Source organism: Maridesulfovibrio sp. (genome assembly GCF_963676065.1).
Classification (GTDB): domain Bacteria; phylum Desulfobacterota; class Desulfovibrionia; order Desulfovibrionales; family Desulfovibrionaceae; genus Maridesulfovibrio.
This window is the reverse complement of the sequence record NZ_OY780933.1, coordinates 986,266-1,000,831: the sequence shown is the minus strand read 5'-3', so window position 1 is coordinate 1,000,831 and position 14,566 is coordinate 986,266. Positions and strand designations below refer to the sequence as shown.

16 protein-coding genes and 1 tRNA gene are annotated in these 14,566 nt (G+C 47.9%); 8 read left to right on the top strand and 9 right to left on the bottom strand.

Annotated elements, in window-relative coordinates:
• Positions 1-34: 34 nt before the first annotated feature.
• The 4 genes from hpt to ACKU35_RS04460 form a co-directional block, all read right to left on the bottom strand.
• Positions 35-559 (bottom strand): hypoxanthine phosphoribosyltransferase, encoded by a 525-nt coding sequence (hpt, locus tag ACKU35_RS04475; RefSeq protein ID WP_319763548.1) that lies wholly within the window; start codon positions 557-559, stop codon positions 35-37.
• A 14-nt stretch (positions 560-573) separates the two neighbouring features.
• On the bottom strand, positions 574-1,035 hold the full coding sequence (locus tag ACKU35_RS04470) for an N-acetyltransferase (RefSeq protein ID WP_319763545.1): 462 nt from the start codon (positions 1,033-1,035) through the stop codon (positions 574-576).
• A 6-nt stretch (positions 1,036-1,041) separates the two neighbouring features.
• Positions 1,042-1,524 (bottom strand): TlpA disulfide reductase family protein, encoded by a 483-nt coding sequence (locus ACKU35_RS04465; RefSeq protein ID WP_319763543.1) that lies wholly within the window; start codon positions 1,522-1,524, stop codon positions 1,042-1,044.
• 89 nt (positions 1,525-1,613) lie between these two features.
• Entirely contained in the window at positions 1,614-4,031 is a 2,418-nt protein-coding gene (locus ACKU35_RS04460) for a homocysteine S-methyltransferase family protein (RefSeq protein ID WP_319763541.1), read from the bottom strand.
• Between the two features lie 385 nt (positions 4,032-4,416).
• Between ACKU35_RS04460 and ACKU35_RS04455 the strand changes: the two genes are divergently transcribed.
• The 8 genes from ACKU35_RS04455 (at position 4,417) to tkt (ending at position 11,873) form a co-directional block, all read left to right on the top strand.
• The gene (locus ACKU35_RS04455; protein WP_319763539.1) at positions 4,417-5,385 is read left to right on the top strand and encodes an RNA polymerase factor sigma-32; all 969 of its coding nucleotides are present in this window, start codon (positions 4,417-4,419) and stop codon (positions 5,383-5,385) included.
• Positions 5,378-6,166: an HD domain-containing protein gene (locus tag ACKU35_RS04450; protein WP_319763537.1), complete on the top strand. Its 789-nt coding sequence runs from the start codon at positions 5,378-5,380 to the stop codon at positions 6,164-6,166. The genes ACKU35_RS04455 and ACKU35_RS04450 overlap by 8 nt, the downstream gene beginning before the upstream one ends.
• Positions 6,163-7,914 (top strand): tetratricopeptide repeat protein, encoded by a 1,752-nt coding sequence (locus ACKU35_RS04445; protein ID WP_319763536.1) that lies wholly within the window; start codon positions 6,163-6,165, stop codon positions 7,912-7,914. The genes ACKU35_RS04450 and ACKU35_RS04445 overlap by 4 nt, the downstream gene beginning before the upstream one ends.
• Entirely contained in the window at positions 7,911-8,702 is a 792-nt protein-coding gene (locus tag ACKU35_RS04440) for a hypothetical protein (protein WP_319763533.1), read from the top strand. The genes ACKU35_RS04445 and ACKU35_RS04440 overlap by 4 nt, the downstream gene beginning before the upstream one ends.
• 30 nt (positions 8,703-8,732) lie before the next feature.
• Entirely contained in the window at positions 8,733-9,056 is a 324-nt protein-coding gene (locus ACKU35_RS04435; protein WP_319763532.1) for a hypothetical protein, read from the top strand.
• 24 nt (positions 9,057-9,080) lie between these two features.
• Positions 9,081-9,165 (top strand) — tRNA-Tyr (locus tag ACKU35_RS04430).
• 160 nt (positions 9,166-9,325) lie between these two features.
• On the top strand, positions 9,326-9,757 hold the full coding sequence (rpiB, locus tag ACKU35_RS04425) for a ribose 5-phosphate isomerase B (RefSeq protein WP_319763530.1): 432 nt from the start codon (positions 9,326-9,328) through the stop codon (positions 9,755-9,757).
• Between the two features lie 136 nt (positions 9,758-9,893).
• A complete protein-coding gene (gene tkt, locus ACKU35_RS04420; RefSeq protein WP_319763528.1) occupies positions 9,894-11,873 on the top strand; it encodes a transketolase in 1,980 nt (659 codons plus the stop codon).
• A gap of 109 nt (positions 11,874-11,982) precedes the next feature.
• On the opposite strand, the gene ACKU35_RS04415 is transcribed toward tkt, so the two are convergent.
• From ACKU35_RS04415 to ACKU35_RS04395, 5 genes are all read right to left on the bottom strand, one after another.
• Positions 11,983-12,108: a hypothetical protein gene (locus tag ACKU35_RS04415; protein ID WP_319763526.1), complete on the bottom strand. Its 126-nt coding sequence runs from the start codon at positions 12,106-12,108 to the stop codon at positions 11,983-11,985.
• A 162-nt stretch (positions 12,109-12,270) separates the two neighbouring features.
• The gene (locus tag ACKU35_RS04410) at positions 12,271-13,455 is read right to left on the bottom strand and encodes a helix-turn-helix domain-containing protein (protein ID WP_319763524.1); all 1,185 of its coding nucleotides are present in this window, start codon (positions 13,453-13,455) and stop codon (positions 12,271-12,273) included.
• Between the two features lie 2 nt (positions 13,456-13,457).
• Positions 13,458-13,751, bottom strand: a complete 294-nt coding sequence (locus ACKU35_RS04405) for a type II toxin-antitoxin system HigB family toxin (RefSeq protein ID WP_407944196.1) — start codon at positions 13,749-13,751, stop codon at positions 13,458-13,460.
• Between the two features lie 87 nt (positions 13,752-13,838).
• Entirely contained in the window at positions 13,839-14,120 is a 282-nt protein-coding gene (locus tag ACKU35_RS04400; protein WP_319763522.1) for a BC1872 family protein, read from the bottom strand.
• A 154-nt stretch (positions 14,121-14,274) separates the two neighbouring features.
• Positions 14,275-14,490 carry a YtxH domain-containing protein gene (locus ACKU35_RS04395; RefSeq protein WP_319763520.1) on the bottom strand — a complete coding sequence of 72 codons (216 nt, stop codon included), beginning with the start codon at positions 14,488-14,490 and terminating at the stop codon, positions 14,275-14,277.
• Positions 14,491-14,566: the final 76 nt, after the last annotated feature.

The following is a 14,566-nucleotide window of genomic DNA, read 5'->3' as shown; positions in this document are numbered from 1 at the left end:
ATTTATAACAATCTCAAAAAAGCACACCTTATAATCAGGCATTCTCAAGTTCATACACAGCACTTAAATACCTGTATTTTTCAGCATAGTCCATTCCATATCCCACAAGGAAGCCGCTGTTAAGAATAAAACCGGGAAATTCAACTTCCAGATCAATCTCGCGACGTTCCCTTTTATCAATCAGGGCACATGTTTTCACGCTCAAAGGGTTACGTTTTTCAAACACATGCTTGAGAAATTCCACGGAATGACCGGTATCGACAATATCTTCTACAATAAGCACATGCTTATCGGCGATTGAAACCTCAAGATCTTTGGAAAAATTCATATTTCCGGTGCGGCTGGTACCGCTTCCGTAGCTGGAAAGACGCACGAAATCGATCTCAGGATCAGAAGCCAAGGCCCGGGTAATGTCCGCAAAAAAGAGATAGGCTCCCTTAAGAACGCACACACATACCAGCGGCTCCTGACCGTAGGTTTCAGAAATATTTTTACCGAGTTCGTTAATTCTTTCCGCAATTATTTCTTTAGAAAAAACTTCTTTAAGGCTATGGCCCATGACAGTTTTCCTTTCTATTTTAGGTTCATAGTCATTGGAATTTCATCGCAATCGGGAAACAAGGGGCAGTTGATGCAATCGGCCCAGATTTTCTGGGGCAACACATTCTTATCCGTTTCTTCAAAGCCGAGTTTTGCGAAGAACTTCTCAATATTGGTCAAAACAAAAATATCGCAAACACCCAGTTCGCGAGCCTCCTGAACGCATGCTTCCACCATCTTGGCTCCCAGATTGGAACCGCGTGCTTCAGGAACAACCACCAGAGACCGGACTTCTGCCAGACAATGCCAGCTTATGGCAAGGGCACAGCAGCCGAGAATCTCGCCCTCGTCCGATTCTGCGACAAAAAAATCACGCAGGTGGCTGTATATAGAGTTTAACGGACGCGGCAAAACCATGGCATCCTTAGTACTTTGTGTAATGATAGAATGGAGTTTTTTCACATCCTCCATCATCGCCTTTCTAATTTTCACCATTTACGATTACCGTTCCTTTAACATCTTCTTGATATATCTTTCAAACATGGCTCCGGGATAACTTCCTTCCTTATCGAAAACCCGTTCCCCATCAGGATTATAAAGCATGACTCTGGGAATAGACTGAATTCTGAAAGACGGTCCCACATCATCAGCTGCAAAGTAAATCGGATAATTGAACTTTACTTCCTTAAGCATGAATTTTTCCAGAGCATCACGGTCCTGATCAACAGAAACACCGATTATCACCAGCTCATCATCAGAAAAATTATTGCGCAGCTTAATCAGTTCCGGGATCTCAGCCCGGCAGGGAGGACACCACGTGGCCCAGAAATTGACCAGAACCACCTTGCCCCTGTTCTTCGTGATAATATCCTGAACACCCTGAGCATCAAGGGTCTCAACCGCGTTCGCGGTCTCAGTCTTGTTGCATCCGCAGACGAGAAGCAGGATTACGACCAATAAACTTATTTTATTAAATATTTTCATTCGCCCTCCAAAGGGGAACTCATCTTCGACATACTATAAATACTGCACTAGCAGATTCCATAGAAGAATTCAAAAACAAGCATGCATGCTTATTGCAACAGATCCTTGGCAACTTTTACAGCTGCTACGGCATCTGTAGACCAGCCGTCCGCTCCAATTGATTCACAGAATCCTCCGGTGATAACAGCGCCGCCGATCATTACTTTGATATCAAGGTTGCGTTCCCTGATGAGGTTGATGGTCTCTTCCATTTTAACCATGGTGGTGGTCATAAGCGCGGAAAGACCTATTATTTTGGCTCCATGCTTTTCAGCGGCATTGACAACGGTCTCCGCAGGAACGTCTTTACCGAGGTCAATCACGTTGTAACCGTGGTTCTTGAGCATCAGGCAGACGATATTCTTGCCGATGTCGTGGATATCGCCTTCAACTGTCGCCATTACGATAGTCGCTTTTTCCTGACTTTCACCGGAAGCATCGAGCAGAGGCTTGAGCTTTTCAAAAGCTTTCTGCAAGGTTTCGGCTGATTGCAGCAGCTGAGGCAGAAAATATTCTTTGCGCTCATATTTTTCGCCCACATCCATAATAGCCGGAATAAGTTCTTCATTGACCAGCTCAAAAGGATCACGACCGCCTTCAAGATCACGTTCCACTAACGCTACAATTGATCCCCGGTCACCTTTTACAACGGCATCAAAAAGATTTTCCGCATCGGATTTTTCCTTTTTACTACCGCCACCTGCACCGGATTGTCCGCCCTCACCGGAAGGAGTCCAGTCGGCATATCGCTCGATATACTGCTCAGCCTGAGGGTCGCGACAAAGCATGACCTCGTTGGCGTAGAGGGCTTCACGCAGCCTGACGGAGTTCGGGTTGGAAATAAACGCGCACATGCCCTGTCCCTGACAAAGGGTCAGGAAACTTGAGTTGAGTAATTCTCTTGCCGGAAGACCGAAAGAGATATTGGAAAGGCCAAGTACGGTGGGCAGATTCCATTCCTCACGGCAATGCTTGATGAAATCAAGGCAGTGACGTGCAGCCATGGGCTTGGAGGAAACGGTCAAGGCCAAGGCATCGACCATGATCAGCCTGCGCGGGATACCGAGGTCATCAGCCTGTTTGAGCAACTCGGAAACCACTTCGACCTTTTCCGCACAGGTAATGGGCAGCTTGCTGCCGACGATGGGCAGCAGGATGAACGGAGCACCGAATTTTTTACACAAAGGACCAAGGCGTTCCATGCGTCCGGGTTCACCGCTGATTGAGTTGACCAGCGGAGATCCGGGGTATTCCCAGAGAGCCGCTTCAACCGCATCAGCGTTGGTGGAGTCAATGGAAAGCGGAGCGGAATGCTGGGAGAAAATTTCTTTTACCAGAGCAGGAAGAATTTCAACCTCATTAACCATAGGAGCACCCACGTTAACATCAAGCACGGGCGCGCCCACAGCCAGCTGTTCTTCAGCAAATTTCATCGCCTCGGTAAACTGTCCTTTCTGAAGTTCCTCGATAAGTACTTTCTTTCCAGTGGGGTTGATGCGCTCACCGATGATCACACCGCGCTGCTCAAAACCTATCTTTACGCTCTGGCCGCGGGAAGTCAGCACCATCTGGCAATCTTCCTGTGGCTGAGGGCGCTTCCAGGAAGCTTCGCCCACAGCGCTGCGCAAAGCACGGATATGATCCGGCCCGGTTCCGCAGCAACCGCCTATAAATTTGGCACCGACGTCTACAAATTTTGCAGACTGCTCAGCAAAAAGTTCGGGCTGGAGACGGAACACAGTATTGCGGTTCTCGTCCAGCTCAGGCAGACCGGCGTTAGCCTCCACCAGAAGCGGTGAAGAAAGACGGGGCTGCATATTATTCAGCACTTCCAGAATCTGCTCCGGCCCGGCTGAACAGTTGGTTCCCATCAGTTCAACGCCCATATTCTGCATGGTATCAATAAAAGTTGCGGGGCTGGTTCCGGTCAGGCAGGCGGTAGGGGATTCAAAAGTCATGGAAAGGGCTACGGGCAGGTCGCAGACTTCACGGGCGGCGACAACCACTGCGCGCGCTTCCGCCAGATCAAAATGTGTTTCCCCGAGAATCAGATCAACACCGCCTTCAACAAGGCCGCGAATCTGTTCTTTATAGATCTCAACCATTTCCTTGAATGTCATCTCGCCCAAAGGCTGGACAAAGTGACCGGTAGGGCCGACGCTGCCGCCCACGAAAACATTATCTCCGGCAACGGAACGGGCGATAAGAGCCATTTCCCGGTTCAGAGCGACGACATCGACATCCGCGCCCAGTTTGGGCCGACTGCCGCCGAAGGTGTTTGTGGTCAGCACATTCGCGCCGGCATCAACATAATCCTTATGAACGGATTTGATTACATCCGGACTTTGCAAACCGAAAAGTTCCGGGGACATGCCTGCGGGCAGCCCTCTGCTCTGCAAAAAAGTTCCGTATCCACCATCGAAAAAATATATTTTCCCGTCACTGAGGGCTTTGCGAAAATCAGGCATGTTTGAAGCTCCACGTTTTTTATTGATTCAAATCCCAGCCAAAAGGCTGATCTCCATATTAACTTTTTGCTGAATGATTGTCCTGAAGGGAGGCATTACAAAATCACTTACAATCAATATTTTCAGACTGTCAGGAAAATGCAGAGTGTAAGGGGCAGGAGAACACCGTCATTAAATGTATAAAGACACAGATAAACTTCAGTGGTTTTGCAGCAACGCCTCAGGCTGGGCTTTGTCAGCAGTCTAATGCGTAGAAAACGCTTCTACTTAAAAAGATTGAAAAGGACAAATAAAAACTATACCCTTGCAAGTTACAGATTAGACTTCTTGTTTACAATAAAATATTCAAATAAATTCAGTCGAACAGGGAAACACAAACCGGGCAATGTCAACAAAAGAAAAAACATTAGAGCTTGAACCTGTTGAAAATGAAGAGGTAAAGCTGCCGCCCAAGGACGATTTTCTGCCCACGCCAAGAGCAAAAGGAGAAATCGCAACCAAGGACCCCCTTCATCTTTATCTGCAGGAAATCAGCCGCTTTCCCCTGCTTGAACCGGATGAGGAATTCCAGCTTGCCAAGCAGGTACAGGAAAACGGGGACCAGCAGGCCGCTTTCAGGCTGGTGTCTTCGCATCTCAGGCTTGTGGTCAAAATCGCCATGGATTTCCAGCGCCGCTGGATGCAGAATGTGCTCGACCTTATACAGGAAGGAAATGTGGGGCTTATGAAGGCCGTAAATAAATTTGATCCCGACAAAGGTATCAAATTTTCCTACTATGCCGCCTTCTGGATCAAAGCCTATATCCTGAAATACATCATGGATAACTGGCGGATGGTTAAAATCGGCACCACCCAGACCCAACGCAAACTTTTTTATAACCTTAACAAAGAACGCCAAAGATTACAGGCTCTTGGGTTTGACCCAACAACCTCAGAACTGTCGAAGAATCTAAACGTCAGTGAAGAGGAAATTACTGAAATGGACCAGAGGCTGGCCAAAAACGATCTTTCCCTGAACCTCAAGTTCGGTGAAGATTCTGAAGCCACCCGCATGGATTTTCTGCCTGATCTCGGTCCCGGGGTGGAGGAAACCCTTGCCAACAAGGAGATTTCCACATTACTGCTTGACCAGCTAAGGACAATTGTTCCAAATTTCAATGAAAAGGAACAAGTTATCCTGAATGACCGTCTTTTGTCCGATTCCCCGCGAACACTTCGCGAAATCGGTGAAGAATTCGGGGTGACTAGGGAAAGAGTTCGCCAGATTGAAGCAAGACTGCTTAAAAAATTGAGGGAACATCTGGCGGAATCAGTTAAAGACTTTTCACAGGACTGGATACCTGAAAATGAATAAGCTGCTTACCGACCTAAAAAAAGAAGCAAAAGCAATGGCCTCTGCCCTTCCGGTTCCGGTTTTTTACCGCGACCTGGAATCACAGATTGAATTTGCAAGGGATATGTTTTTCGACCATCCGTTGATCATCAGACTGCAGGAAGATGTCCTGCCCTTCCTTTATGATGAATATGCCCACGGCATCTACCATTCCAAAAAGGTAGCGATTGAAGCCGGAGCAATCATTCTCAAGGAAGGTGACGGCATGGACGGGGACAGGGTCCGCGAACTGGTCCTGCTTGCTCAGTTCTGCGGTCTGCTGCACGATTGCTGCCGTCTGGATGAAAACCACGCCCTGCGCGGGTCCGAAACTTCCAGAGTAATTCTGAGCAACTACCCGCTTTCTGAACGCAGTAAAGATCTGATTTCTGAAGCTATTGCCCGGCATGAAGCCTTCAAACCGGAGCAACCTATCGAGAACGATCCGGAACTGACTCTACTAAGCGGAGCTCTTTACGATGCTGACAAATTCCGCTGGGGGCCGGACAATTTCTCCACCACTCTCTGGGAAATCTGCGATTACGAAGATTGGACAGTGGAAGAAATCATAGACAAATTCCCTAAGGGCCTTGAAATAATCAAGTCCATCGAATCAACCTTCAGAACCGAAACCGGCAAAGAGTACGGCCCGGAAATGATCGCTCAGGGCATCCATATCGGTTCCGCTATCTACGAAAAGCTAGTAGAATTCTCCAAGGACCCCAAATATCTCCCACAGGAAGAACCTGAAAGGCTTGTATGAAACAACTCACCGGCTCATCACGCTACCCGCTCAAAGTCATCGTTGTAACCGGCCTGCTTGCGCTGCTTATGCTGCAGGGCTGTGCAGGTAAAAAAGCTGTACAGCCCGGGTTTCAACTACCGCTCAGCACGGAAGCACAGCTGACTTATGATTATCTGGTATATATGGATTACCGCACAAGGCTTGGACAGGCCATGAGCGGCATGAAAACTCCACAGAAAATCAATGAAGTCGCGAAATTGCAAAAAGAGGCACTGACCGTTCTAAACAGGATCATTGCAGCAGAGCCGCAGGAACAACTTTATCTCGACAAATTTGCCTTATACTGGACATCCCAACAGATTGATGAAGCCCGTGCCACACTCAAGGAAGCCCTCGCCAAATACCCTGACAGCACGGACCTGAACATAAGTCTGGCCAATACCTATCTGGTGGATAATCGCATGGCCGATGCCGAGGGAGTGCTTAAGGAATTCCTTATTAAAAACCCGGACGACCTTGTGGCGACCGGACATTTGGCCCGCATTTATCTTGAACAGAAAAAATTCGCACAGGCTCTGGATATCCTCAAAGTCATCCCTCAAAAAAAACGTACTGCCCAGATACACTACCTGCATGCGAAAGCCAGCGCTGGCCTCGGCCTCACCCGGCAGGCCATCCGCAGCCTGCAAAAGGCCGTGGAAGAAAAGCCGGATTTTCTCGAGGCATGGGGAGAAATGGCCTATCTGTATGAATTGGGAAAAGATTACGATTCTGCTGAGAAAATTTATACAAAAATGCTTGAATTCCCGGATGTATCAAACCACATCCGGCTTCGGCTAATGGAGCTGTGCCTCAAGCTTAACGCACCTGAAAGGGCCTTGAAGCTGGCGATTGAAGGGCCTCGGTCAAAAGCATTCCTGCTCGAAGCGGCACAACAATTCATCAGCGGCAAATTTTACGGACAGGCTTCAATTCTGCTGGACCTTTTCGCGCAGCAGAAAACCGTTCCCGATTCATACTATTTCTTCAAGGCTTCCATTGCCTATGAAGGGGAAGATGATCCGGCGAAGGCTCTCGATTACCTTAATAAGATTTCGCCGCAAAGCGAACATTATGACCGGAGCCTTCAGTTCCGGGCGCATTTACTCATGGATCTCAAGCGCAACAAAGAAGCCCTTGAAGTCATCCTCACAGGCGAACAAAAGTTTCCCGAAGACGTAAACTTTTATCTGCTTGAATCCGGCCTGCACTCCGAAGCCGGAGACACTAAAACCGCGAAAAACGCTCTGCTACGCGGAAATAAAAATGTTCCCAATCATCCACAACTGCTTTTCCAGCTCGGAGTAATGGAAGAACAGGAAGGCAATCTGAACCAGACTCTTAAGTATATGGAGCAGATCATCTCCAGCTACCCTGACCATGCAGATGCCTTAAACTTCGTGGGTTACATCCTTGCAGACCGTAACGAACAGCTCGACCGGGCCATGGTCCTCATCAGCAGGGCAAACAGACTGGAACCTGATAACGGATACATCCTCGACTCACTGGCATGGGTCAATTATCGGCTCGGTAATTTTGAGGAAGCCTGGAAAATCATTAAACGGGCCGTATCGCTCCGGGGCAAGCAGCCCGAGTTATGGGAACATTACGGAGATATTGCCGCCGCACTGGGTAAAAAGAAATCAGCAGCCAAAGGATACCGTAAAGCCATCAAACTGGGTTCTGAAAATTCTGAAAAAATTAACGGGAAGCTGAAAGAATTATGATTCGCCATTTCCGTTGCATGACATTGCTGCTGGCGCTGCTAATGGCAGTCAGCGGCTGTGGAATCCGTAAAAATGTGAATTTCAAACCGGAAGACACATACTCGGCTTTCCGCAGCATATACGGCAACTGCAATGCAACGGGGATAACGGCCAAAGCCAGCCTCTACTATACTTCAAAAAACAGCGGACACCGCACAACCATAACCCTCTGGGGCAGTCTGGAGACTCCTTTGCGGCTTGACGTCCGCGCCGGAATAGGGGCCTACATCGCCCATATCCGCGAAGACAAGTCCGGGCTAACCGCGTTCTATCCGGACCAGAAAACAGCATATACGCATTCTTCCCCGATCCGGGCTGTGCAGCTATTGGGCCTGCCGTTTCCTTTCGCCCTGAAAGACCTTGCAGGACTTATCTCCGGCTGTTATCCAAACCTGATACCAAAATCATACGATACCGCTGTTCCTGAAAACGATGTAATACGTTTTACCTTTGACAACGGTCCGATCAGTTCGATCTTATTGACCGGTCAGGGAATTCCGGTGGAAATATCGGGACGGGGCGAAATTTCATGGCGCATGGAACTGTCTTCATATGAAGAAAACAGTTCTGGAAAAATGCTGCCGCAAAAACTCGCAGTATACACCGATCAGGGTGACAAAGCTCTGTTGCGGATAAAATCCCGAACCTACACGGCAAAACCATGGCAGGCGGAAACCCTTGAGCTCAAACTACCCGAAAATTCCGAGAAAATATCTCTCGAACACAACGGGTACGTAAAAATTGAATAAAATATTTTAGCTTTTCATATGGAGGGAAGTATGAACGGGCAGGATTTTGAATCTAATAAAAAAAGTAGTGGACTTCTTGAAAACTTTAAACTAGGTCTCGATGTCTGGCTGGCGGAGATGAAAGGAATCGTTTCAAGAGTACTTGGAAATTTCGAAGTCTCACAGCTTGAAAAACGTCTCGAAAAAGAATACGCACTGCTTGGAAAGCTCACTTGCGGTGACGCTGAAGGCGACACCGGACTTTGCAGAAAGCAGATTGATTTTTTCAAAGATGAAATAAGCAGGCTCCGTAAAGAGCAGGCTGCCAAACGCGATGTAAAATATCGCGATAATGAACGTAAAATGGATATCTAACCGGTAAACGGTTTCATATAGAGTGGTGGGGTTCCCGAGTGGCCAAAGGGAACAGACTGTAAATCTGTCGGCAACGCCTTCGGAGGTTCGAATCCTCCCCCCACCACCACTTTGAATCCACGGTTGATTCCAAAAAAACAAAAGTACAGGGTGTTACAAACACAGTGAGCACAGCCTGAAAAACGTAGTTCTGCGGGAATGCTTCTCGACAGAACTCTTTTTTTGTTGTGCCTGCGAAGAGTTAAACGCCCTGCGCGGGAGATCTGGATATGGCCGGTAAAGTTGTAATCGGTTCGGACCACGGTGGGTTTGCCCTCAAATCATTCGCCATCAAATTGCTCAGTGACATGGGCTATGATGTCATTGATGCCGGACCTGAAGAAGCTGTCAGCTGCGACTATCCTGTTTACGCCGAAAAAGTGGCCGCGACGGTCACCGGGGAAGATATTCCCGGCATCCTGATCTGCGGAACCGGATTGGGAATGTCCATGGCCGCAAACAAAATCAAGGGCATCCGTGCCGCCATGTGTACCAATGAATACATGGCCAAGATGGCCCGTGCACACAACAACGCAAACATCCTCTGCCTCGGTGAACGGGTTATCGGGCCCGGACTGGCGGAAGAAATAATCCGCACCTTCATGACTTCCGAGTTTGAAGGTGACCGGCACCTGCGCAGAATCAATCTTTTCGATAAATAGCTAAAATCCCGTCAGCATTATTGCAGGCGGGATTCTTTAATTTATACATCAGCCGGTATTCTCCAGGGAAGTGGGGCGGTTATCCGCCGGACTTGAATGCCGCACAAAATATCATCCATTAATAGGGGAACTCAAAATGAGTAACAACCAGTTGGACCAGAAAGCGGTCAACGTTGTCAAAGGCTTGATCATGGACTCCATCCGCAAGGCTAATTCCGGCCATCCCGGCGGTTCCATGTCTTCCTCGGACTTTGCTTACGTCCTTTATAAGGACTTCCTTAAGTTCGATCCCAGCAATCCCGAATGGGCTGACCGCGACCGTTTTGTTATGGCTGCCGGTCACGAATCGCCGCTGCTCTACTCAATCCTGCACCTCTGCGGGTTCCTGACCATCGAAGATCTCAAACAATTCCGCCAGTTGGATTCCATCACTCCCGGTCACCCCGAGCATGACATGACCCCCGGCGTGGAAGCCACTTCCGGTCCTCTGGGTCAGGGCTTCTGTGTCGGTGTCGGTATGGCTACCGCTGAAGCTTTCCTCAACGCCAATACCAATGACGATGTTGTTGATCACCATACCTACGTACTCTCCTCCGACGGTGACTTTCAGGAGCCTGTAGCTCTTGGAGCAGCCACACTGGCCGGACTCTGGGGACTCGGCAAACTCATCGTTTTCTACGATTCCAACGATATCCAGCTCGCCGGACCTACCAGTAAATGCGACTGCACCGATTTCAAAAAAGTTTTTGAAGCCATGTGCTGGCACGTTGTGGAAATCGACGGACACGATCACGATGCCATCCGCGAAGCTGTAAAAGCTGGTCAGGCTGAAACATCCAAGCCGACCATCATCATCGGTAAAACCGTAATGGCTAAAGGCGCCGCTACCTGCGAAGGCAGCCACTCCACCCACGGTTCTCCGCTCTCCAATGAAGAAATCGAAGCCACCAAAAAATGCTTCGGTCTTCCCGAAAAAGAAACTTTCTACGTACCCGAAGATGTTGTGGAACATTTTCAGGCTCGTTTCCCCGATCTCAAGGCTCTGGCCGCTAAGTGGAAAGAAAAATCCGACGCAGCACTTGCCGCAGACGAAAAAATCGCCGCTTTCTGGGCTGATGCCAACAAAGACCGCAAAGATATCAAGCTGGAACTGCCCGAATTTGAAGCAGGTCAGTCCATTGCTACCCGTAAAGCATGGGGAGCATGTCTCGATGCCATCACCGACGCACTGCCTACTCTGGTAGGTGGTTCCGCGGACCTCGATCCCTCCAACCAGACTGCGAACTTCCGCAAAAAGGTTGGTGACTTCGCTATCGATGGCAAAACCGCACGCAACCTCGCTTTCGGTGTTCGTGAGTTCCCCATGTCCGTTATCCTTAACGGTATGGCGCTGCACGGCGGCGTGATTCCCTTCGGCGCGACCTTCCTGACTTTCTCCGACTACTGCAGAAACGGTATGCGCATGTCCGCGCTGCAGCACCTGCCTGTTATTTACATCTACACCCACGATTCTTTCTACGTAGGTGAAGACGGCCCGACACACCAGCCCATCGAGCATGTAGCGTCTCTGCGCCTCATCCCGAACATGCTGGTGCTTCGCCCCGCAGATGCACGCGAAACCGCAGCCTGCCTCGAAATCGCCATGGCACAGGACAAACGTCCTTCCTCCCTCATGCTCACCCGTCAGGGACTGCCTGTACTCGGCAAAGATGAGTACCCGCAGGTAGAAGAAGGCGTTAAACGCGGCGGTTACATTGTAAAAGATTGCGAAGGCACCCCGGACATGATCGCCATTGCCGCCGGTTCCGAAGTATCCATGGCCATTGAAGCCGCTTCCATGATTGAAGGCAAAAAGATCCGCGTGGTCTCCATGCCTTCCGTAGAACTCTTCGAAGAGCAGGATCAGGCATACAAAGATTCCGTACTTGATCCTAACGTCCGCACCCGCATCGCAGCAGAAGCAGGCCGCCCCGAAGGCTGGTACAAATATGTCGGCATCGACGGCGCAGTACTCGGCATCGACCACTTCGGCGCATCCGCACCCGCCGCTCAGCTGGCAGAGAAATACGGCTTCACCGCCGCCAACCTCGCCGAGCTGATGAAGAAGCAGTTCTAATAACTGATTCGAAACATAAAAATTCAAAATCCCCCCGGAGCGGTTGTTCCGGGGGGACTTTTTTTGATGAAATGTAAAAAAGAAGCCCCGCAAAGCGGGGCAATTCAAATTAATGCTCAGCATCTACCCAGATAGGAAAAGGACGCTTTTTTGCACGAATAATCTTACCGGTTTTCGGACATCTACGTGTCCAGCGGAAGATCAGAACCTTTCCGTTAGAGTTTTGATTCTTCATGGAAGGATCTCCTCTAAAGGCACAGCCCTTGACTCTGAAAGATTCAGTGGATAGATAGTAAGTAGATTAATTTACTCTACCCGTACAAGGGTAACCCGATCCGGCCTTAACGGTTTGAATTTCGGGAAATCTCCTCTATGTTGGCGCATAGAGGAGATTTTTTTATTCCAAAAACAACTTGCGAACTTTTTTGTTGCCTACAAGCTGATGAAGAATGCGATAATTATTTCTTTCCTTGCGGATTCTCCCAGCTACAATAGCCTCATGAATTTCAAGTTTACGAGCAAGAGCAATCGCTCCAGCCTTACTGCCATAACGCTTTGCCTCACTTCCCAACCACATATTTTCAGGAATCAAAACACTGCGTGCAATTTGGTTAGCTTCAGTTTCAATATCAGCGGAAGGAGCTGAGCAACTATCTCTAAAGTCAACAATACAAGAGTTATGGCTATCTAAATGTTTTACTATATGCGCAAGTTCATGCATTAGCGTGAACCAAAAATAATCAATTCTATCAAGTCTTAAAGTAAGGCCGACAACAGGTGTTCCCTTATCTAGAAACATCGCTATTCCATCCAAATAAGTTCCTTTCAAAGCACTTTCAATAACTAATACAATGCCATGCTTAGCAAGGTATTCCTGAGCTAGGAGAGGACCATTGTCATAGATACTTAGGTGAGCAAGTCTTGCCATATGCTCTTCATTAAATGCTCCAGAAACATATTTAACTGGCAGATCAATTTTTCTAGCTTTCGCCCTTACAATCAACTCCCATGCAAAAGTTGCATACCAATCAGCAGGCTTACCGTTCCAAGAACTTTGCCGGTGACAAGAATTAAGCAGAGGAGGTAAACCAGCATCTTGCAGCAAACCGCGAATACACTCCTCGGCCTTATCAGTGCAATTTTTACTTTCAATAATACTTTTCTTTGCTAATTCTTTAAGAGGAAAAAGATTCCATTCTAAACTAGAATAACTATCTGGAAATTCAGCCTTTGGCTCCTGAAGTAAAACCTCAGGTGAAATTCCCAACCCCCTATTCAACTTTCGCATCATTTCAAGCGTTAGGGGTCTTTTGTTATTCAAGACCTCGGACACCTTACTTTTACTTCCAATATATTTAACTAAATCACTCTGATTCAAGCCCTGCTGTTCCATCCGAAACTTGATGGCTTCAACAGGAGTTGGAAAATCAATTGGAAACTGCTCTTCTTCATACTTTTCAACGAGGTGCGCCAGAAGCTCAAGCTGATCCAAAACATCAGGGGAATCGCCAGCTGTCATGAGCCTTTCTATCTGCTCAAGGGCCTCCCTGTGATCTTGTTCTGTCTTAATTAACTTCATCATATTTACACCTTCTCTGCATCCACTTTGTCATACTCGGCATGAGTACCTACAAAACGGATAAAAACAATTTTACTTTCGAAATGAACAGCCGTTATTATCCTATACTTGTTACCTTTTATGTTAAAAACATAGCGATCGTTTCCGAGTGGGGAAACATCTGGATACCTTGACTTAATATCTGTCCAACTATCCCAAGATGCAATGTTGACCTCATGAAACCAGCAGTCAAGTGACTCCTTTGCATCAGAATGCTTCTTTCCATAATCACGTAAAGTAGCCCGACTAATTATTCGCATAGGTTCCCTGACTTCTCCTAAACACAAAATAAACAGTTCCCAAAATTTGTCAATAACAAAAGTTCCCAAAATATGAACTTTGGCTTTCTACCCCACAACCGCATCCGCCACAGCAACACAAACAGCCAAGGCGGCATGGTCACTCTGGCCGGAAAATTCCTTGCCGTCTTTCTTGAGGGTCGCACGCCAGTCTGTTTCGGTCATGCTGCCCCGGCTTAGGTCTTCAAGCTGGAATTTCCAGCCCTCTTCTTCCATCTTCTCGGTGATCTTCAGGGCCTCGTGAATATCTTCCAAGGCCCGCTCCGGCATGGCATCGCCGAGCTTTTCTTTAAGCAACGCTTCCAGACTTTCGTATGTATATTCAGCCATTATATTTCCTCCAGATTGTACTGTTATTCGAAAAAGACAATCAATCACCTAACGCTAAGCATGTCAATTTTCATACCCGGAGCAAAAAGAAAACCGCCGGTCCAAAACGGTCCGGCGGTTTTTATCGTCAAACTATGAATGCGGTCAGCAGATGCTACTTATCCATAGCCTCGTTTGCTTTTTCCTTAAGGTCGTCAAATGCGCTTTTAGCATCTTCACCCATATCATCCATTTTATCTTTAGCCTGATCCATAGCCTCATCAATCTTCTTTCCGGCCTTCTCTGCAGGGCCTTCGTCACTGCAAGCGGAAAAAGCACCAAGAAGAGCAACCAGACACAACAAATAAGCTATTTTTTTTAACCAGTTCATATATTCCTCCAAACAAAGTTTAAATAGCGAATTATCAATCCCCAGCGGCGAAGTCTAATAAAAGTTTATCTGGTCC

Excerpts from the sequence above, each read along its gene's own strand:
- hpt (WP_319763548.1), bottom strand. The coding sequence starts at position 559 with ATGGGCCATAGCCTTAAAGAAGTTTTTTCTAAAGAAATAATTGCGGAA.
- ACKU35_RS04470 (WP_319763545.1), bottom strand. The coding sequence starts at position 1,035 with ATGGTGAAAATTAGAAAGGCGATGATGGAGGATGTGAAAAAACTCCAT.
- ACKU35_RS04465 (WP_319763543.1), bottom strand. The coding sequence starts at position 1,524 with ATGAAAATATTTAATAAAATAAGTTTATTGGTCGTAATCCTGCTTCTC.
- ACKU35_RS04460 (WP_319763541.1), bottom strand. The coding sequence starts at position 4,031 with ATGCCTGATTTTCGCAAAGCCCTCAGTGACGGGAAAATATATTTTTTC.
- ACKU35_RS04455 (WP_319763539.1), top strand. The coding sequence starts at position 4,417 with ATGTCAACAAAAGAAAAAACATTAGAGCTTGAACCTGTTGAAAATGAA.
- ACKU35_RS04450 (WP_319763537.1), top strand. The coding sequence starts at position 5,378 with ATGAATAAGCTGCTTACCGACCTAAAAAAAGAAGCAAAAGCAATGGCC.
- ACKU35_RS04445 (WP_319763536.1), top strand. The coding sequence starts at position 6,163 with ATGAAACAACTCACCGGCTCATCACGCTACCCGCTCAAAGTCATCGTT.
- ACKU35_RS04440 (WP_319763533.1), top strand. The coding sequence starts at position 7,911 with ATGATTCGCCATTTCCGTTGCATGACATTGCTGCTGGCGCTGCTAATG.
- ACKU35_RS04435 (WP_319763532.1), top strand. The coding sequence starts at position 8,733 with ATGAACGGGCAGGATTTTGAATCTAATAAAAAAAGTAGTGGACTTCTT.
- rpiB (WP_319763530.1), top strand. The coding sequence starts at position 9,326 with ATGGCCGGTAAAGTTGTAATCGGTTCGGACCACGGTGGGTTTGCCCTC.
- tkt (WP_319763528.1), top strand. The coding sequence starts at position 9,894 with ATGAGTAACAACCAGTTGGACCAGAAAGCGGTCAACGTTGTCAAAGGC.
- ACKU35_RS04415 (WP_319763526.1), bottom strand. The coding sequence starts at position 12,108 with ATGAAGAATCAAAACTCTAACGGAAAGGTTCTGATCTTCCGCTGGACA.
- ACKU35_RS04410 (WP_319763524.1), bottom strand. The coding sequence starts at position 13,455 with ATGATGAAGTTAATTAAGACAGAACAAGATCACAGGGAGGCCCTTGAG.
- ACKU35_RS04405 (WP_407944196.1), bottom strand. The coding sequence starts at position 13,751 with ATGCGAATAATTAGTCGGGCTACTTTACGTGATTATGGAAAGAAGCAT.
- ACKU35_RS04400 (WP_319763522.1), bottom strand. The coding sequence starts at position 14,120 with ATGGCTGAATATACATACGAAAGTCTGGAAGCGTTGCTTAAAGAAAAG.
- ACKU35_RS04395 (WP_319763520.1), bottom strand. The coding sequence starts at position 14,490 with ATGAACTGGTTAAAAAAAATAGCTTATTTGTTGTGTCTGGTTGCTCTT.